11 protein-coding genes, 4 tRNA genes, 3 rRNA genes and 3 pseudogenes are annotated in these 19,932 nt (G+C 50.0%); 2 read left to right on the forward strand and 19 right to left on the reverse strand.

Annotated features, from left to right (window positions below):
• The 5 genes from ilvD to PT300_02485 all read right to left on the reverse strand — a co-directional run bounded on the left by ilvD (position 1) and on the right by PT300_02485 (position 4,995).
• Entirely contained in the window at positions 1-1,851 is a 1,851-nt protein-coding gene (ilvD, locus tag PT300_02465; protein ID MDF7679535.1) for a dihydroxy-acid dehydratase, read from the reverse strand.
• Positions 1,852-1,913: 62 nt separating this feature from the next.
• On the reverse strand, positions 1,914-2,843 hold the full coding sequence (locus PT300_02470) for a branched-chain amino acid transaminase (GenBank protein ID MDF7679536.1): 930 nt from the start codon (positions 2,841-2,843) through the stop codon (positions 1,914-1,916).
• 36 nt (positions 2,844-2,879) lie between these two features.
• On the reverse strand, positions 2,880-3,122 hold the full coding sequence (gene ilvM, locus PT300_02475; GenBank protein ID MDF7679537.1) for an acetolactate synthase 2 small subunit: 243 nt from the start codon (positions 3,120-3,122) through the stop codon (positions 2,880-2,882).
• A gap of 2 nt (positions 3,123-3,124) precedes the next feature.
• The gene (gene ilvG, locus PT300_02480) at positions 3,125-4,765 is read right to left on the reverse strand and encodes an acetolactate synthase 2 catalytic subunit (protein MDF7679538.1); all 1,641 of its coding nucleotides are present in this window, start codon (positions 4,763-4,765) and stop codon (positions 3,125-3,127) included.
• A 131-nt stretch (positions 4,766-4,896) separates the two neighbouring features.
• Positions 4,897-4,995: an IlvGEDA operon leader peptide gene (locus PT300_02485; protein MDF7679539.1), complete on the reverse strand. Its 99-nt coding sequence runs from the start codon at positions 4,993-4,995 to the stop codon at positions 4,897-4,899.
• 324 nt (positions 4,996-5,319) lie between these two features.
• Between PT300_02485 and PT300_02490 the strand changes: the two genes are divergently transcribed.
• On the forward strand, positions 5,320-6,840 hold the full coding sequence (locus PT300_02490; protein MDF7679540.1) for a YifB family Mg chelatase-like AAA ATPase: 1,521 nt from the start codon (positions 5,320-5,322) through the stop codon (positions 6,838-6,840).
• A 19-nt stretch (positions 6,841-6,859) separates the two neighbouring features.
• Here PT300_02490 and PT300_02495 read toward each other — a convergent pair whose 3' ends face one another.
• On the reverse strand, positions 6,860-7,198 hold the full coding sequence (locus tag PT300_02495) for a DUF413 domain-containing protein (protein MDF7679541.1): 339 nt from the start codon (positions 7,196-7,198) through the stop codon (positions 6,860-6,862).
• Positions 7,199-7,316: 118 nt separating this feature from the next.
• On the opposite strand from PT300_02495, the gene hdfR reads away from it, so the two are divergent.
• The gene (gene hdfR / locus PT300_02500) at positions 7,317-8,138 is read left to right on the forward strand and encodes an HTH-type transcriptional regulator HdfR (GenBank protein ID MDF7679542.1); all 822 of its coding nucleotides are present in this window, start codon (positions 7,317-7,319) and stop codon (positions 8,136-8,138) included.
• Positions 8,139-8,269: 131 nt separating this feature from the next.
• Here hdfR and PT300_02505 read toward each other — a convergent pair.
• The 13 genes and pseudogenes from PT300_02505 to rbsD all read right to left on the reverse strand — a co-directional run bounded on the left by PT300_02505 (position 8,270) and on the right by rbsD (position 19,829).
• A tRNA-Trp gene (locus PT300_02505) sits at positions 8,270-8,345 on the reverse strand.
• Between the two features lie 50 nt (positions 8,346-8,395).
• A tRNA-Asp gene (locus PT300_02510) sits at positions 8,396-8,472 on the reverse strand.
• A gap of 54 nt (positions 8,473-8,526) precedes the next feature.
• A 5S ribosomal RNA gene (gene rrf / locus PT300_02515) occupies positions 8,527-8,642 on the reverse strand.
• Between the two features lie 99 nt (positions 8,643-8,741).
• A 23S ribosomal RNA gene (locus PT300_02520) occupies positions 8,742-11,745 on the reverse strand.
• Between the two features lie 153 nt (positions 11,746-11,898).
• Positions 11,899-11,974, reverse strand: a tRNA-Ala gene (locus PT300_02525).
• A 63-nt stretch (positions 11,975-12,037) separates the two neighbouring features.
• Positions 12,038-12,114 (reverse strand) — tRNA-Ile (locus PT300_02530).
• Between the two features lie 73 nt (positions 12,115-12,187).
• Positions 12,188-13,729 (reverse strand): 16S ribosomal RNA (locus PT300_02535).
• Together the 16S, 23S and 5S rRNA genes with 4 tRNA genes alongside form the textbook arrangement of a ribosomal RNA operon.
• A gap of 344 nt (positions 13,730-14,073) precedes the next feature.
• Positions 14,074-15,057, reverse strand: coding sequence for a ribose operon transcriptional repressor RbsR (rbsR, locus tag PT300_02540; protein ID MDF7679543.1), 984 nt, complete (start codon positions 15,055-15,057; stop codon positions 14,074-14,076).
• Between the two features lie 12 nt (positions 15,058-15,069).
• Entirely contained in the window at positions 15,070-16,002 is a 933-nt protein-coding gene (rbsK, locus tag PT300_02545) for a ribokinase (protein ID MDF7679544.1), read from the reverse strand.
• A 70-nt stretch (positions 16,003-16,072) separates the two neighbouring features.
• Positions 16,073-16,963 (reverse strand): ribose ABC transporter substrate-binding protein RbsB, encoded by an 891-nt coding sequence (gene rbsB, locus PT300_02550; GenBank protein ID MDF7679545.1) that lies wholly within the window; start codon positions 16,961-16,963, stop codon positions 16,073-16,075.
• A 30-nt stretch (positions 16,964-16,993) separates the two neighbouring features.
• Positions 16,994-17,956: pseudogene (rbsC, locus tag PT300_02555) on the reverse strand (ribose ABC transporter permease).
• Between the two features lie 20 nt (positions 17,957-17,976).
• A pseudogene (gene rbsA, locus PT300_02560) lies at positions 17,977-19,397 on the reverse strand (ribose ABC transporter ATP-binding protein RbsA).
• 11 nt (positions 19,398-19,408) lie between these two features.
• Positions 19,409-19,829, reverse strand: a pseudogene (gene rbsD, locus PT300_02565) (D-ribose pyranase).
• Positions 19,830-19,932 lie beyond the last annotated feature (103 nt).

Here is a 19,932-nt window from a genome sequence, read left to right on the forward strand (position 1 = left end):
TTAACCTCCCAGCTTCGCTTTATCACGGACGGCGCCTTTATCAGCGCTGGTGGCCAGGCTCGCGTAAGCACGCAATGCAAAAGATACCTGACGGTCACGCATTTTGGGTGTCCACGCCTGATGGCCACGCGCCTGTTGAGCCTCACGGCGGGTGTTTATTTCAGCATCACTTAGCTGGAGCTGAATGGTGCGATGAGGGATATCAATGGCGATCATATCGCCATCTTCGATAATCGCGATATTGCCACCGCTGGCCGCTTCCGGCGAGACATGACCAATCGAGAGCCCCGAGGTGCCGCCAGAGAAACGCCCGTCGGTGATTAGCGCACAAGCTTTGCCCAGCCCCATAGACTTCAGGAAGCTGGTAGGATAGAGCATCTCCTGCATACCCGGCCCACCTTTTGGCCCTTCGTAGCGAATCACCACCACATCACCCGCCACCACTTTACCACCGAGGATTGCCTCAACAGCCTCTTCCTGGCTTTCATAAACTTTCGCCGGGCCGGTGAACGTCAGGATACTGTCATCCACCCCGGCTGTTTTTACAATACAGCCATTTTCAGCAAAGTTACCGTACAATACGGCAAGACCACCATCCTTACTGTAGGCATGATCCCGTGAGCGAATACACCCTTCTGCGCGGTTATCATCAAGGGTATCCCAGCGACAATCCTGGGAAAACGCCTGAGTAGAGCGTACGCCCGCAGGCCCGGCACGGAACATCTGCTTTACAGATTGATCGTCAGTGACCATCACATCATATAATTTAAGTGTTTCAGGCAATGTCAGGCCAAGAACATTTTTCACGTTGCGGTTTAGCAGCCCAGCACGATCCAGCTCGCCCAGGATCCCCATCACTCCCCCGGCACGGTGGACATCTTCCATATGGTATTTCTGGGTACTGGGCGCGACTTTGCAGAGCTGCGGAACCTGACGCGATAATCTGTCGATATCGCTCATGGTAAAATCGACTTCGGCTTCCTGTGCCGCCGCCAGCAAATGTAAGACGGTATTTGTCGATCCCCCCATCGCGATATCCAGCATCATCGCATTCTCAAAGGCCGCCTTGCTGACGATACTCCGTGGCAGTACAGAATGATCATCCTGTTCGTAATAACGTTTGGCCAGTTCGACAATCCGTTTGCCGGCATTCAGGAACAGTTGTTTACGATCAGCATGCGTTGCCAGCAGGGAACCATTTCCCGGCTGTGACAAACCCAGCACTTCCGTCAGACAGTTCATCGAGTTTGCCGTAAACATGCCGGAGCACGATCCGCAAGTCGGACAGGCGGTACGTTCCACCTGCGAACATTGATCATCTGACACACCGGGATCGGCCCCCTGAATCATGGCATCAATCAGGTCGAGCTTGATAAGCTTATCGGAAAGTTTCGTTTTCCCCGCTTCCATCGGGCCACCAGAAACGAAAATCACCGGAATATTGAGACGCAAGGACGCCATCAGCATCCCTGGGGTGATTTTGTCGCAATTGGAAATACACACCATCGCATCAGCACAGTGCGCATTCACCATATATTCGACCGAGTCGGCGATCAGTTCGCGGGATGGCAGAGAGTAAAGCATGCCCCCGTGTCCCATCGCGATGCCATCATCGACAGCAATGGTGTTAAATTCTTTGGCAACACCGCCAGCGGCTTCTATTTGTTCGGCAACCAGCTTGCCGAGATCACGAAGATGTACGTGTCCCGGAACAAACTGCGTAAATGAATTGACGACGGCAATAATCGGTTTACCAAAATCCGCGTCAGTCATCCCGGTTGCGCGCCACAATGCGCGGGCACCCGCCATATTACGACCATGCGTCGTTGTGGCAGAACGATAATCAGGCATGCTTTAGTTACTCCCAGTTTCTGTAAAATGAAGTGCTGCGTGTCACTTCATCGTTGTTATATTTATTGGTTAACTTGATCCAGCCAGCCCCATTTATCTTCGGTTTCACCGTTAAAGAGGCCAAAGAATGCACGTTGAAGATGTTTGGTGATGGGGCCACAACGACCTGCGCCAATCTGAATGTCATCAATACTACGCACAGGTGTAATTTCTGCGGCCGTCCCGCTTAAAAAGACCTCATGGGCTAAATACAGGGACTCACGGGACAGAATCTGTTCCCGGACTTCGATATTCAGATCTTTCGCCAGTGTAATGATGGTATCGCGGGTAATACCCGGTAAAGCGGAAGAGGTAAGAGGAGGAGTGAAGAGTACGCCATCTTTTACCTGAAAGATGTTCTCACCGGCGCCTTCAGAGAGATAACCATGAATATCCAGGGCAATCCCCTCCTGATAACCATGCCGACGAGCCTCATTGCCAATCAGCAGTGAAGAGAGGTAGTTACCTCCCGCTTTTGCGGTTGTCGGGATCGTATTCGGTGCCGAACGATGCCAGGAGGAGACCATCGCATCAATCCCCTGTTCCAGCGCATCAGCCCCCAGATAGGCCCCCCATGGGAATGCCGCAATAATAACATCAGCGGTATAGCCTGCAGGCGGATTGACGCCCATTCCGACATCGCCGACAAAGACCAGTGGGCGAATATAAGCACTGGTCAGATTATTCTGGCGGATCACTGCACGACAGGCGTCCATCAGTTCATCAACACTTTGCGCAATGGGGAAACGGTAGATTTTGGCTGAGTCATACAGACGCTGTATATGTTCGTGATGGCGGAATATGACCGGCCCTTTATCGGTATCATAACAACGGATGCCTTCAAATACCGAAGTACCATAGTGCAACGCATGAGACATCACATGGATCTTTGCTTCCCCCCACGGAACCATCTCACCATTAAACCAAATATAATCAGATTTTTTTGTCGTCATTTTCTTTCCTTGTTTCTTACACTCAGACACGATTTGTTAGAGTGAACGTGGCTGGACTTCAATACCCGTCACATCCACCAGTTTACTGAGCTGACTAAACAGTAATTCGACAGGTCGCTGACTGGCAACGGTCAATTCGAGATTGATATTGCCGGTCTCTGACAGCGTTGCCATATTCATGGCACGAACCTGAAATCCACGGTGACGAACGACACGCAGAATACGTTCTAACGTTTCCGGATTAAGACGCGCCTGTAATGTTATCTGATGTTGTATCACGATCATGCCTCCAGCATTTCTGCATTACTGGCACCTGGCGGTACTAATGGCCAGACATTCTCAAGTTCATTGATGGAGACATGGAGTAGCCAGGGCCCCTCGCTCGACAACATAGCGTCAAGTGCCGCTTCAACCTGATCCTGATGAGTAATATGCTGGCCTGGAATGCCAAAAGCGCTGGCCAGGGCGACAAAATCAGGATTATCGTTCAGTGTCGTTTCACTGTAACGCTGATCAAAAAATAGCTGCTGCCATTGACGCACCATTCCCAGTCGTTGATTGTCGAGTAAAACGATTTTCACCGGCAACTGCTTACGTTTTACTGTTCCCAGTTCCTGTACATTCATCATGAAAGAGCCGTCCCCGGAGACACAAATGACAGTATCATCAGGACGCGCAATCTGTGCACCGATCGCCGCAGGTAAACCAAATCCCATCGTTCCCAGCCCACTGGAAGTGATAAAATTCTCTGGCCGCGAGTAAGTCATATGTTGTGCGGCCCACATTTGATGCTGACCAACATCGGTAGTGATAACGCTATCAACCGGTTTACGTTCAGACAATAACTTCAGCAATAGCGGCGCATAAATACCGTCACCGGTATTATCATAACGCCATACGTGTTCGGTGCGCAGCGCCTGAATATGCTGGCGCCATCCGTCAATGTTCAGCGGCTGTTGCAGAGCAGGTAATAATGTTTTCAAATCACCCGTCAGGGATATATGCACCTGACGTAACTTATTCAGTTCTGCCGGATCGATATCCAGGTGGATCACTTTGGCATGTGGCGCAAAAGTATCCAGCCTGCCGGTCACCCGATCATCAAAACGGGCACCCACGGCAATCAGAAGATCGCACTCCTGGACGGCCAGATTGGCCGCTTTAGTACCATGCATGCCTAACATGGCCAGATATAAGGGGTAATCCGCCTCAACAGCACCCAGACCTTTCAGCGTACAGGTGACGGGCATTTGCGTAACAGCAAGAAAGTCGTGTAGTGCCGGTACTGCACGTGCTATACCAACGCCACCGCCAACATATAACATTGGTTTTTGTGCCGTTGCCAGCATCTGCCGGGCTTGTTCAATGGCTGTCTGAGGAAAGGTGATGCTTTCATCTGCCGCCGGGGAAAAATCACTGAATTGCCCCTGCGCCAGCTGAATATCTTTCGGAATATCAATCAGTACCGGACCTGGTCGCCCTGAGTTAGCGATCTGAAAAGCCTCAGTGATAACCCGGGGCAGATCGGCCTGCGATTGCACCAGCAGGCTGTGTTTCGTACAGGCCAGCGATAGCCCAAGGACATCGACCTCCTGAAAAGCATCTGTACCAATAAACGGTGCGGCAACCTGACCCGTGATGGCGACAACAGGAACAGAGTCCAATAAGGCATCGGCCAGACCGGTAATTAAATTAGTTGCCCCAGGCCCGGATGTCGCAATACAAACCCCGGTTTTTCCTGTGGCACGAGCATAACCAATCGCCGCAATAGCCGCGCCTTGCTCATGTCGACACAAGACATGTTCGATATTACCGTCATACAATGCATCATAGAGTGGCATAATAGCGCCGCCAGGATAGCCAAAAACGGTATCGACTCCCTGTTTTCGCAAAGTATGTACTACACACTGTGCTCCATTCATAGTTATTTTCCCGCCATAGTTTCGAATAAACAGAATGTTATGTTCAAATACACACTGAGCTCCTTGCTTGTTATTTTTATAAAAAAACCCCCGAACCTTACGGTGCGGGGGTCTTAGTTCGTTAAGGCTATTTATGCCTTTTCTGCTCCAGGTGCAGCCCCGCTTGATGGGATAATAATCACCACCAGGCTTAGTATAATCAGGCTAATCACTCGTAGAACAACAGTCATTTTTAAATTTCTTAATCAAGATAATGAGTAAAGAGTTATCATAAAATCCATAATAAACACAAGCGTTTTTACACTTTATTTATTAATTCTGTTTGAGAATATTGATAACAAATTGTTATTTAACATTATTTTTAAAACTTCCTGCCATACCTGTTTTCTGCAGACAGGCTAGCCACGGCTCGCTTTATTTGTGAGAAAAATTCCATAATCAATGAAACAGAACGATAGCCAATAAGATAGTCTGCGTCGTGTTACGTAAATTATCATTTTCATAAATTACGCATGATGTTTCTGCCGCCATAATGCGCTTGTCCAGGAGGCATTATGTCACTCGCAATTATTTATACCCGGGCCGCATTTGGTATTAACGCCCCTCTTATCACTATCGAAATTCATATCAGCAACGGGCTACCCGGGCTGACAATGGTTGGGCTTCCGGAAACTACAGTAAAAGAGGCGCGTGACCGGGTACGCAGTGCAATAATCAACAGCGGATATACTTTTCCGGCTAAAAAAATTACGGTTAATCTGGCTCCAGCCGATCTTCCCAAAGAGGGAGGACGGTATGATTTACCCATCGCTATTGCGCTTCTGGTGGCATCAGAACAACTCAAGACAACCCGGCTGAATCAATATGAATTTATTGGCGAACTCGCATTGACTGGCGCTTTACGCGCTGTCCCTGGGGCTATTCCCAGCGCAATAGAGGCAATAAAAGCTAAACGACAACTTATCGCCTCGGCAGACAATGCCGCAGAACTCTCACTTATTGGCGGTAATGCGTGTTTTATCGCCAGTCATTTACAGGAAGTATGCGCTTTTCTGAATGGACAACAACCGCTGAACGAGCCAATCGCTGAAACAACCTGCCCGGCAGAAAAACATCCTGACCTGATCGATGTTATTGGTCAGCAACAGGCAAAACGGGCACTGGAGATTGTCGCTTCTGGCGGACACAGCCTGTTACTGATCGGCCCTCCTGGGACAGGAAAAACCATGCTAGCCAGCCGGTTACCCGGCATTTTACCCCCGTTAAGCAACGAAGAAGCGCTGGAAAGCGCAGCCATTCTTAGCCTGCTCAGTACCCATCACGCCACAAAACAATGGCGTCATCGGCCATTTCGTAGCCCGCATCATAGTGCATCGATGGCAGCAATGGTCGGTGGTGGCTCAATCCCCTTACCCGGTGAGATTTCACTCGCTCATAACGGAATATTATTTCTTGATGAGCTGCCAGAGTTTGAACGCAGAGTGCTGGATGCACTGAGAGAACCCATTGAGTCAGGTAAAATACATATTTCCCGCAGCAAAGCCAAAGTTGATTATCCCGCCCACTTTCAGCTTATTGCCGCGATGAATCCGGGGCCAACCGGACACTATAAGGGACGACATAATCGCACATCACCTGAACAAATATTACGTTACCTGGGTCGTTTATCCGGTCCTTTTCTCGATCGTTTTGATCTCTCACTGGAAATGCCATTACCACCACCTGGCGTTCTTAGTCAAAGAACATCCGGCGAAGAAGATAGCGCCAGCATCCGACAACGTGTTCTGGCAGTGCGTCAAAAACAGTGGGCCCGACAGAAAAAACTTAATGCCGATCTTGAGAATCATGAAATAAAAATCTGGTGTCCTCTCCATAAAGAGGACGCGATATGGCTGGAGCAAGCACTCATACAGTTAGGACTCTCTATTCGTGCCTGGCAGCGACTGCTCAAAGTTGCCCGTACCATTGCCGATGCTGAAGAAGAACCCCATATTGAGCGTAACCATCTTCAGGAAGCCCTCAGCTATCGGGCAATAGACAGAATACTTCATCACTTGCAAAAATTTATGCAATAAAAAGTTTACAACCTTTCTGTTAATCCTCACTTTCTGTGTAATCTTCGGTGCTTTCCACTTGAGGCTTACCACCGGACAACGTATGAAAACGTTTTGGACGCTTAATATGAGCCATGTACTTAATCCAGACACGTTCTACTTCTGTCGCTGGATTACACTCACCACGACAGACTAAAATAAACTGCTTTTCATCTTCGGTGACAGGCTGGCGTTTACCCAGGTCCAGTTCGTTAAGGGCATAACCATATTGCTCCAGCAATTGAGCCTCTTTGATAGTGAAATCACCGTGACGTGAGAATCCACGGGGATAATTTTTATTATCAAAAAAACGATGAGTTGTCATAAAGCTTTGCGACATCTTACACACTCCTGATTCTTTAGCTGGGCTGTCTATGGCGCGGAGTATTAGTTACCCTTGACAGCGTGTAAAACAAAAGATTTAAATCATAATGATAAATAAATTTACAGGAAAGAATATGGATACCGAATTGCTTAAAACTTTCCTTGAAGTGAGCAGAACTCGCCACTTTGGACAAGCAGCAGAGGCACTTTATCTGACACAGTCAGCGGTCAGCTTTCGTATTCGTCAGTTAGAAAACCAGCTCGGTGTTAACCTTTTTACTCGTCATCGTAATAATATCCGCCTGACGCTCGCTGGAGATAAACTGCTGCCTTATGCTGAAAATCTGATGAATACCTGGCAGATGGCGCGGAAAGAAGTGGTGAATGCTTCCCTGCATAACTCGTTTTCAATTGGTAGTAACGCATCTCTTTGGGAATGCATACTGGGCCAATGGCTGGGAACACTTTACCAAAAAAACGACAATATGCAGTTTGAAGCCCGGATCGCGCAACGACAATCATTAATTAAACAACTGCGTGAACGACAGTTGGATCTATTGATTACAACAGAATCAGCTAAAATAGATCAACTGAGCAGCCAGTTACTGGGTAACCTGACTCTGGCGCTCTATTGTACATCGCCCTATAAAAACAAAAATGAATTAAACTATCTGCGTCTGGAATGGGGAATGGACTTTCAGCAAAATGAAACCGATCTGCTGAATCCCGATGATCTTCCGTTACTAACCACTGATTCTGCCCGATTAGCTTATCAGCAACTCGCCATGCTAAATGGCTGTGCATGGCTACCTGTATCATGGGCAGAAAAAAAAGCTGATTTATATCGGGTGAAGGAGAGTACCGTTGTTTCACGGCCTTTGTATGCTATCTGGCTACAAAATAGTGATAAGCAGGGGCAAATTCATGAAATATTAAAAACTGACATGTCAGGATAAATTCACAACTTATCCGACAAAAAGAATACTATTCTGGTTTTTGCTCTTTTCAAAACAGCAGCACCTGTTATGGTGCTACATACTGCATCTGTTATATAAAAAAAATCCTTCGCTTAAGCAAAGGATTAATATGGCAGGGGCGGAGAGACTCGAACTCGCGACACCCGGTTTTGGAGACCGGTGCTCTACCAACTGAGCTACGCCCCTAATATATTATTGTCAGATTGACTACTAATCAGCTATCTTCATTGCAATTGTGGCGGAACGGACGGGACTCGAACCCGCGACCCCCTGCGTGACAGGCAGGTATTCTAACCAGCTGAACTACCGCTCCAGCAACTCTTTCTGCTGCCACCAGCTTTTATACCGGTGGTTCACTAATTTTAAAGCCTGGCAGCTCCCTGCTCTCGCATGGGGAGTCCCCACACTACCATCGGCGCTTCGGCGTTTCACTTCTGAGTTCGGCATGGGGTCAGGTGGGACCACCGCGCTGTCACCGCCAGGCTGATTCTTTCTAATCATTCCTCGCTCTTCTTCCGGACCTCGCTGAAAATCTTTCTCTCTCTCCGCTCCACGCTTCCGATAAAACACCTTCGGCGTTGTAAGGTTAAGCCTCACGGGTCATTAGTATCAGTCAGCTCAACGTGTCACCACGCTTACACACCTGACCTATCAACGTCGTCGTCTTCAACGTCCCTTCAGGATATTTTCATATCAGGGATAACTCATCTCAGGGCAAGTTTCGGGCTTAGATGCTTTCAGCACTTATCTCTTCCGCATTTAGCTACCGGGCTGTGCCATTGGCATGACAACCCGTACACCAGTGATGCGTCCACTCCGGTCCTCTCGTACTGGGAGCAGCCCCCCCTCAGTTATCCAGCGCCCACGGCAGATAGGGACCGAACTGTCTCACGACGTTCTAAACCCAGCTCGCGTACCACTTTAAATGGCGAACAGCCATACCCTTGGGACCCGCTTCAGCCCCAGGATGTGATGAGCCGACATCGAGGTGCCAAACACCGCCGTCGATATGAACTCTTGGGCGGTATCAGCCTGTTATCCCCGGAGTACCTTTTATCCGTTGAGCGATGGCCCTTCCATTCAGAACCACCGGATCACTATGACCTGCTTTCGCACCTGCTCGCACCGTCACGCTCGCAGTCAGGCCAGCTTCTGCCATTGCACTATCCTCCTGATGTCCGACCAGGATTAGCTGACCTTCGTGCTCCTCCGTTACTCTTTGGGAGGAGACCGCCCCAGTCAAACTACCCGCCAGACACTGTCCGCAACCCCGCTCAGGGGCCCGCGTTAGAACATCAAACATTAAAGGGCGGTATTTCAACAGCGGCTCCATGCAGACTGGCGTCCACACTTCTTCGCCTCCCGCCTATCCTGCACATCAAGGCTCAAGGTTCAGTGTCAAGCTGTAGTAAAGGTTCACGGGGTCTTTCCGTCTTGCCGCGGGTACACTGCATCTTCACAGCGAGTTCAATTTCACTGAGTCCCGGGTGGAGACAGCCTGGCCATCATTACGCCATTCGTGCAGGTCGGAACTTACCCGACAAGGAATTTCGCTACCTTAGGACCGTTATAGTTACGGCCGCCGTTTACCGGGGCTTCAGTCAGCTGCTTCTCCTTTCAGATTACAGCATCATTTAACCTTCCGGCACCGGGCAGGCGTCACACCGTATACTTCCACTTGCGTGTTTGCACAGTGCTGTGTTTTTAATAAACAGTTGCAGCCAGCTGGTCTCTGCGACTGACCTCAGCTCCACGCGTTAAGCGCTTCACCTTGCGTCAGCGTGCCTTCTCCCGAAGTTACGGCACCATTTTGCCTAGTTCCTTCACCCGGGTTCTCTCAAGCGCCTTGGTATGCTCTACCTGACCACCTGTGTCGGTTTCGGGTACGATTTCATGTTACCTGTCGCTTAGAGGCTTTTCCTGGAAGCAGGGCTTCTGTTACTTCGGCACCTCAGTGCCTCGTCATCACGCCTCAGTGTTATGGTGTTCCGGATTTGCCTGAAACACCCACCTGCACGCTTAAACCGGGACTTCCGTCACCCGGATAACATAGCCTTCTCCGTCCCCCCTTCGCAGTAACATAAAGTACGGGAATATTAACCCGTTTCCCATCAGCTACGCCTTTCGGCCTCACCTTAGGGGTCGACTCACCCTGCCCCGATTAACGTTGGACAGGAACCCTTGGTCTTCCGGCGTGCGGGTTTTTCACCCGCATTATCGTTACTTATGTCAGCATTCGCACTTCTGATACCTCCAGCATGCCTCTCAGCACACCTTCTTCAGCTTACAGAACGCTCCCCTACCCAGCAGCTTGCGCCACTGCCGCAGCTTCGGTGCATGGTTTAGCCCCGTTACATCTTCCGCGCAGGCCGACTCGACCAGTGAGCTATTACGCTTTCTTTTAATGATGGCTGCTTCTAAGCCAACATCCTGGCTGTCTAAGCCTTCCCACTTCGTTTCCCACTTAACCATGACTTCGGGACCTTAGCTGGCGGTCTGGGTTGTTTCCCTCTCCACGACGAACGTTAGCACCCGCCGTGTGTCTCCCGTGGTATCATTCTCCGGTATTCGCAGTTTGCATCGGGTTGGTAAGTCGGGATGACCCCCTTGCCGAAACAGTGCTCTACCCCCGGAGATGAACCCACGAGGCGCTACCTAAATAGCTTTCGGGGAGAACCAGCTATCTCCCGGTTTGATTGGCCTTTCACCCCCAGCCACAGGTCATCCGCTGATTTTTCAACATCAGTCGGTTCGGTCCTCCAGTTAGTGTTACCCAACCTTCAACCTGCCCATGGCTAGATCACCGGGTTTCGGGTCTGTACCCTGCAACTAGTCGCCCAGTTAAGACTCGGTTTCCCTGCGGCTCCCCTATTCGGTTAACCTCGCTACAGAATACAAGTCGCTGACCCATTATACAAAAGGTACGCAGTCACCCCACCACTAAGCCCCCTCTGCTTCTTTTGGCGGCTGGGCGTCGCTCACGCTCCGCCTGCCCTGCCTTACAGCAAAGGATGCCTCGTGGAATCTCACCACTGGCTTAGTGGTGGGGCTTCCACTGCTTGTACGTACACGGTTTCAGGTTCTCTTTCACTCCCCTCGCCGGGGTTCTTTTCGCCTTTCCCTCACGGTACTGGTTCACTATCGGTCAGTCAGGAGTATTTAGCCTTGGAGGATGGTCCCCCTTCTTCAGACAGGATTTCTCGTGTCCCGCCTTACTCTTCGAGTCCACAGCATGCGCGCTTTCGTGTACGGGGCTGTCACCCTCTTTTGCCGGACTTTCCAGACCGTTCCACTAACACCCATGCTGATTATGACTCCGGGCTCCTCCCCTTTCGCTCGCCGCTACTCGGGGAATCTCGGTTGATTTCTTTTCCTCGGGGTACTGAGATGTTTCAGTTCCCCCGGTTCGCCTCGTTAACCTATGAATTCAGTTAACGATGATGTGATTACTCACACCGGGTTTCCCCATTCGGACATCGCCGGGTCACAGGCCCATATCACCTCGCCGGCGCTTTTCGCAGATTTGCACGTCCTTCATCGCCTCTGACTGCCAGGGCATCCACCGTGTACGCTTAGTCACTTAACCTCACAACCCGAAGATGTCTCTTCCGGTCGCTTCGCTTTGAGAGACCCGGACACACTTCTTCGTGTGTCCTCTTTTCAATTTTCAGCTTGATCCAGTTTGTTAAAGAGCAAAATCTCACAGCACGCTGTCTCAGCGTACTCTGACATTTTTATATGGTGGAGCTATGCGGGATCGAACCGCAGACCTCCTGCGTGCAAAGCAGGCGCTCTCCCAGCTGAGCTATAGCCCCATACAGCGATAAGGTGATCCCTTTTCCTGATTTCCGCCGCAGCAACACTGCATGCGCAAAATCTGGTAGGCCTGAGTGGACTTGAACCACCGACCTCACCCTTATCAGGGGTGCGCTCTGACCACCTGAGCTACAAGCCTGCTGAGATCCCTTTTGCTCATCTTTCATCAGACAATCTGTGTGAACACTTCAGAAATCCAGAACCCTTCACTTTAAGGAGGTGATCCAACCGCAGGTTCCCCTACGGTTACCTTGTTACGACTTCACCCCAGTCATGAATCACAAAGTGGCAGGCGCCCCCCTTTCGGTTAAACTACCTGCTTCTTTTGCAACCCACTCCCATGGTGTGACGGGCGGTGTGTACAAGGCCCGGGAACGTATTCACCGTGGCATTCTGATCCACGATTACTAGCGATTCCGTCTTCGTGGAGTCGGGTTGCAGACTCCAGTCCGGACTACGACGCACTTTATGAGTTCCGCTCACCCTCGCAGGCTCGCCTCCCTTTGTATGCGCCATTGTAGCACGTGTGTAGCCCTGGTCGTAAGGGCCATGATGACTTGACGTCATCCCCACCTTCCTCCAGCTTTTCACTGGCAGTCTCCCCTGAGTTCCCGGCCAAACCGCTGGCAACAGAGGATAAGGGTTGCGCTCGTTGCGGGACTTAACCCAACATTTCACAACACGAGCTGACGACAGCCATGCAGCACCTGTCTCACAGCTCCCGAAGGCACCTCTCCATCTCTGGAGGGTTCTGTGGATGTCAAGACCAGGTAAGGTTCTTCGCGTTGCATCGAATTAAACCACATGCTCCACCGCTTGTGCGGGCCCCCGTCAATTCATTTGAGTTTTAACCTTGCGGCCGTACTCCCCAGGCGGTCGATTTATCGCGTTTGCTTCGAAAGCCACTCCTCAACGGGAACAGCCTCCAAATCGACATCGTTTACAGCGTGGACTACCAGGGTATCTAATCCTGTTTGCTCCCCACGCTTTCGCACCTCAGCGTCAGTCTTCGTCCAGGGGGCCGCCTTCGCCACCGGTATTCCTCCAGATCTCTACGCATTTCACCGCTACACCTGGAATTCCACCCCCCTCTACGAGACTCCAGCCTGTCAGTTTCAAATGCTGTTCCCGGGTTAAGCCCGGGGATTTCACATCTGACTTAACACACCGCCTGCGTGCCCTTTACGCCCAGTTATTCCGATTAACGCTCGCACCCTCCGTATTACCGCGGCTGCTGGCACGGAGTTTGCCGGTGCTTCTTCTGCGGATAACGTCAAAATGAAAGTGTATTAAACTTCCATCCTTCCTCACCGCTGAAAGTACTTTACAACCCGAAGGCCTTCTTCATACACGCGGCATGGCTGCATCAGGGTTTCCCCCATTGTGCAATATTCCCCACTGCTGCCTCCCGCAGGAGTCTGACCGTGTCTCAGTTCCAGTGTGGCTGGTCATCCTCTCAGACCAGCTAGGGATCGTCGCCCAGGTGAGCCATTACCTCACCTGCAAGCTAATCCCGTCTGGGCACATCCGGTGGCGTGAGGCCATAAGGTCCCCCACTTTGGTCTTCCGACATTATGCGGTATTAGCTACCGTTTCCAGTAGTTATCCCCCTCCACCAGGCAGTTTCCCAGACTTTACTCACCCGTCCGCCACTCGTCAGCAAAGCAGCAAGCTGCTTCCTGTTACCGTTCGACTTGCATGTGTTAGGCCTGCCGCCAGCGTTCAATCTGAGCCATGATCAAACTCTTCAATTCAGGTCTGATCGCTCGTGAATTAAACTTCGTAAATGAATTACGTGTTCACTCAGAGACTTTTTAAATTTGCTTGACCGTCACCGACGGTCAGGCTCTGTCTTCCTGAGTGCCCACACAGATTGTCTGACTGATTGTTAAAGAGCGGTACTTCAATGAAGCGGGCACATATAATACTCTCATGCGCTTCAGAGTCAAGTGCTTTTTCACTTCCCCTGCCTGATTTCCGGTGGATTCGCTCCGTTATTCCGGGTCAGTGGGGGCGCATTATAGGCTGTTCTTCGCCGTTGACAAGCCCTGTTTTTACTAAAAATGATCAAGCGGCTCTTTTTTCATCAAATCAACCATTAAGCTGAGCCACGAACGATTAATTCAGGCGTCAGTTGCAGCCGTTGTTGTGTCTGTTGTGGCTGCGCCAGACGATGGATCAGTATATCAACAGCCAGTTCACCCAATTCATCTTTTGGTTGATGAATCGTCGTTAATGGTGGAGTCATATAGCGCGCCAGTTCGATATCATCATATCCTATCAGTGCCATATCCTGAGGAATAGATAATCCCGCCAGATAAAGCGATTGATATGCCCCTACAGCCATTGCGTCATTACTAATAAATACCGCTTGTGGCCGCTCCGCTAATGCGAGCAATTTTTGCATCGCACAAGCGCCGCCACTAAATTCGAAATCACTGGTTATGACATAGTGCTCAGGGTGAGGAAGCCCGGCGCGCTCCATGGCAGCATGATACCCTGCCAGACGTAGTTGTGACGGTGTTTTATCCAGTGGGCCGGTAATGCAGGCAATCCGGGTATAGCCTTTGTCAATCAAATATTGCGTTGCCATCTCACCACCCAGCAAAGAGTTATCCTGGATCAGGTCGCTATTGCCATCAAACGGTGCCCAGTCCATCATCACTGTTGGTACCGCCGGGTAACAGCGCATCATTTCTGGCGCAGGTTGACGTATTTCGCTACAGAGCAGTAATAAACCATCCACCCGTTTTTGCATCAGCGTTTCAAGGTTTCGCTTCATACGTTGCTCATCACCTTCGGTGTTACACAACATCAGGCTATAACCGCGTTCAAAACAGCTACGTTCAACGCCACGGACCAGTTCCGAATAGAATGGGTTAGAGCTCGCCGTAATCAGCATACCAATCGTTCGGGTCTGATTTAATTTGAGGCTACGCGCCAGCGCAGATGGCGCGTAATTAAGGCGTTGAATCGCCGCATTAACTTTGATGGTCGTCGCTTCGCTAACGAAACGATCCTGGTTAATGACATGAGAAACCGTTGAAGTAGAGACCCCCGCTTCGCGGGCTACATCCTTCATCGTAGCCAAATGTTACCTCTGTTGACGTAAAAATGTATCGATCTCTTCACGCCAGGGAACGGAAGGTTGCGCGCCTTTGCGGGTTACCGCAATCGCGGCGGCGGCATGCGCAAAACGAATCGCTTGATCCAGATTCGCGCCTTCCAGTAAAGCGGTGACTAATGCGCCATTAAAGGTGTCACCCGCAGCGATGGTATCGATAGCATGAACATTGAAACCAGGGATTCGCTGACCTTTGCCTTCATGACTGAGCCATACTCCCCGACGACCCAGCGTAATAATCACAATCCTGATGCCTTTCTCATGCAATATATAAGACGCTTTCGCTGCATCGTGATCATCTTCTATATGCACATCGGTTAGCTTTTCCGCTTCCGTTTCGTTCGGCGTGATAATATCCACCAGCGAAAGCAGCTCATCGGACAACGCATGTGCCGGTGCAGGATTTAATACCACCTGGGTTTGATGCTGATGCGCAATTTTTGCTGCAGCCAGAATGCTATCCAGCGGTGATTCCAGCTGCATCAGCAATGCCTGAGCCTCAGCAATAAGCTCTTTTTGCACCTCAACCTGAGCGACCGAAAGCGCCGCATTGGCACCCGCATGAATACCGATAACATTCTCACCTTCGGCGTTAACAAAGATCAACGCCACCCCCGTCGATTGATTTTTTACCGTCTGTACAGGAGTAATATCAATATTATCGCGCTGCAGCTGGCAACGAATACGTTCACCGATGTCATCGTCGCCGGTGCAGGCAATGAAGGAAATATCTGCACCGCTACGTCCAGCAGCAACCGCCTGATTCGCGCCTTTGCCACCAAAAGCAACCTGATAGTGATCGCCAGTAACGGTTTCCCCCGGCATGGGAAAGGTATCAAGGTGAAGAATATGATCGGCATTGATACTGCCAAGAACAACAAGTTTGCCTGAGGTTTTCATTATTTTTGTTCCCGGAAAGTGCGCCACCAGATTCTGGTGGCGCATGACCCTGCTTTTCTTTTTTATTGTTCAGTTACTGCTTAGTGACCAGCTTCAGCGCAACCGGATAGCTGGCCTCGACTTTCTCACCTTTTAACACTTTGTCAGCCGTTTCCACACCTTTTATGCCAATCTGTTCTGGTAACTGCGCCACGGTCGCCGCCAGTTTGCCACTGTTTACCGCTTTTTCACCATCGGCAGTACCATCAAATCCAACCACCATTACATCAGATCTTCCCGCAGTTTGTAATGCACGTAACGCACCTAATGCCATTTCGTCATTTTGTGCGAATACCGCTTGTACATCAGGATGAGCAGTCAGCAGATTTTGCATAACATTCAATCCTTTGGTGCGATCAAAATCCGCAGGCTGGCTGGCCAGCACCGTGAATTTATGTGCAGCAATCGCCTGCTTAAATCCTTCGCCCCGTTCGCGAGCCGCAGAAGTTCCGGCAATGCCTGCAAGTTCAATAACTTTGGCACCATCCCCCGCTTTTTCCGCGATATAATCACCAGCAAGTTTGCCACCCAGTACGTTATCAGACGCGATATGGCTGACAACTTCACCTTTTGCCGCCTGACGATCAAGCGTAATCACCGGAATTTTCGCCTGATTAGCTATTTTGATGGCATTACCTACTGCATCAGAATCCGTTGGATTAATCAGCAACAACTTCGTACCACGAACGGCTAAATCCTGTACGTTAGCCTGCTCTTTTGCCGGGTTATTTTGCGAGTCCAGTACCACCAGTTTATAACCCCGTTGATCGGCCTCTTTTTGCGCGCCCTCTTTTAGCGACACGAAAAAGGGGTTATTCAGCGTAGAGATCACCAGCGCGATAGTATCCTGCGCCACTGCATTTGCACTTACGGTGGCGCTCAGGGCTATCGCCGAGACCAGTGTTGCCAGTTTTTTCATATTCATAGTTAAGATGTCCTGTAATGTTCTGAGTGACTATTTTTTGTTATCTACCAGCACCGCCAGCAGGATGGCTATCGCTTTCACGATCATCTGGTAATACGATGAAACACCTAATAAATTCAAACCATTATTCAGAAAACCAAGAATTAACGCGCCAATCAGTGTGCCTGCGATCCGGCCTTTTCCCCCTGCCAGGCTGGTTCCCCCCAGCACCACTGCAGCGATAGCATCCAGTTCATAGCCCGTACCGGCGGTCGGTTATGCGGAAGAAAGACGCGCGACTTCGATAATCCCGGCTAATGCTGATAACAGGCCGCACAGAGAATAGACAATGATTTTTACTTTATTAACGTTGATTCCCGATAATCGGGTTGCCGCTTCATTGCCCCCCAGCGCATAGATGTAACGCCCAAGGCGGGTTTGCTGTAGCATGTACCAGGCGGCTACAAAGACGATAACCATAATCCATACCGGGGTCGGGATCCCTAATGGGCGACCAATGCCGAACCAGCCAAAGAGATCCGCATTTTCGCTAAATCCGGTATTCACTGGGCTGCCATCGGTATAAACCATCGTCACCCCACGCAGTAGCAGCATCATGACCAGTGTCGCGATAAAAGCCTGTACCCGGCCCTTCGCGATAATCACTCCAGTTATCCCACCGATGGCAGCCCCTGATACCAGAGCAGCGGCGGCAGCGATAAACGCATTGATATCCTGTCCGACAAGAGATGCGGCAATGGCACCGGTCAATGCCAGTAGCGAACCCACGGACAGATCAATCCCTGATGTGAGAATAACCAGCGTCATACCAACAGCCATAATCGCATTGACGGAGGTTTGCTGCAGGATATTGAACAAGTTATTAATGGTAAAAAAGTTAGGGCTCATGGTCGAAACAATCGCTATCAACACCAATAGCGCAATCAGTGATTTTTGCTCCATCAACCACCCTTTGGTGAAACAGCGGCGAGCCGATACAACCTCGGTTGTCATCTTTTTTACTCCTGATTAATTCAATTAAGCTTGCCCACAGCGGCAGCCATCAATACTTCCTGGGTAGCCTGTTCGCGGTTGAACTCACCATTAGCTTGCCCTTCATGCATCACAATAATGCGATCGCTCATGCCTAATACTTCCGGCATCTCGGAGGAGACCAGAATGATGCTCAATCCATCGGCTTTAAACTGGTTAATTAACTGATAGATCTCTTTTTTGGCGCCGACATCGACACCACGCGTCGGTTCATCAAGAATCAGCACTTTTGGCCGGGTCATCAATCCCCGTGCAATGGCGACTTTTTGTTGATTTCCTCCTGAAAGTAAACCAATTGTCTGTGCCATTGAGGGGGTTTTCACATTAAACAGGCCGATAAAATCACTCACGGCTTGTTGTTCCTTTCGATGATCCAGACGTCCACACGCATGGCTAAAATAGCGTAATGCCGTTAACGACATGTTTTCTTTCACCGACATATCCAGCACTAAACCATCACGTTTACGATCTTCGGAAATATAGACAATCCCGTTAGCGAGGCCATCCTGCGGTGAACAGATATCAACCGGATGACCATAAAGGGTCATGGCACCACTGCGGCGTGGCAACGCGCCATATAATATTTTCACCAGCTCTGTACGCCCGACTCCCATCAGCCCGCAAATGCCGAGAATTTCTCCCTGATGAAGAGTGAAAGTGACGTTTTTTACCCCGGGGCCACACACGTTATCTACCTGTAGAGATACGTCACCTGGGGCTTTATCGAGATGTGGGTACTGTTCTTCCAGTTTGCGGCCCACCATCATTTCAATCAGTTGATCTTCATTAAGGCTGGTGACTTCGCGTTCAGCAACAAACTGGCCGTCACGAAATACGGTGACATCATCGCAAATCGCAAAAATTTCTTTCAGGCGATGAGAGATATAAACAATCCCATGTCCGTGCGCTTTTAATTCACGAATAACGTGAAACAAAGATTCTGTTTCGCTATCGGTCAGCGCATCGGTCGGTTCATCCATGATGATGACTTTAGACTCGAAACTCAGTACCTTAGCAATTTCGACCATCTGCTGATCACCAATCGACAGATCAGCCACCCGTATCTGGCTGTTAAAGCGCAAATTCAATTTTGCCAGTAGCTTATCGGCTTCACGGTACATCGCTGGCCAGTCGATTTTGCCAAAGCGGTTAACAAATTCCCGGCCAAGAAAAATATTTTCTGCAATCGTTAACTGTGGGATCAGATTAAGTTCCTGATGGATGAACCGGCATCACGACGATAAATACCGGTCAGTATTTTCATCATGGTGGATTTACCAGCACCATTTTCCCCGATCAGCGCCATCGCCCGTCCTGGATATACATTGAGCGAAGCCCCAGACAGGGCTTTGACACCAGGAAAGGCTTTATCGATCCCCTTTAACTGCAATAAGGCTTCCATAGGGTTAAGCCTCAGAAAGTGACGCCAGCACAGAGGATAATGTTCGCATAGGGGGAACACTCACCACTGCGGATAACAGCCCGGCTTTCTGCGGTTTGTTGTTTAAACTGCTGATGACTGATATAACTGATTTCGATGGTATTACCCTGACGTTCTTCCAGAAATTCAAGATAATCGAATATCTCGTCGTGAAGTGATGGGTTATCTTCTTTTATCTCTTCCGCCAGAATCACGGCCTCGACCTGCATTTCCGCCGTTACCACCTCGAGAACCTGCATAAAGGAAGGAATTCCCTGAGTGAGTGCCATATCGATCCGCTGACTGCTTTGAGGAATGGGTAACCCGGCATACGCTGACCACCAGCGTATCGGTATGACCCAGTCGGGAAACCACCGCAGAAATGTCGGCGTTAAGTACAGTACCTTTTTTCATTTTTCGTCTGCTCCACTAGCGAAACGTTTATGTAAAGAAATCAACAAACGGATAATAATCGCCCGACCCCGCAGGCGTTATTGACGCAGCCAGTCTGAATACC

Source organism: Enterobacteriaceae bacterium ESL0689 (assembly GCA_029433525.1).
Lineage (GTDB): Bacteria > Pseudomonadota > Gammaproteobacteria > Enterobacterales > Enterobacteriaceae > JAQTIF01.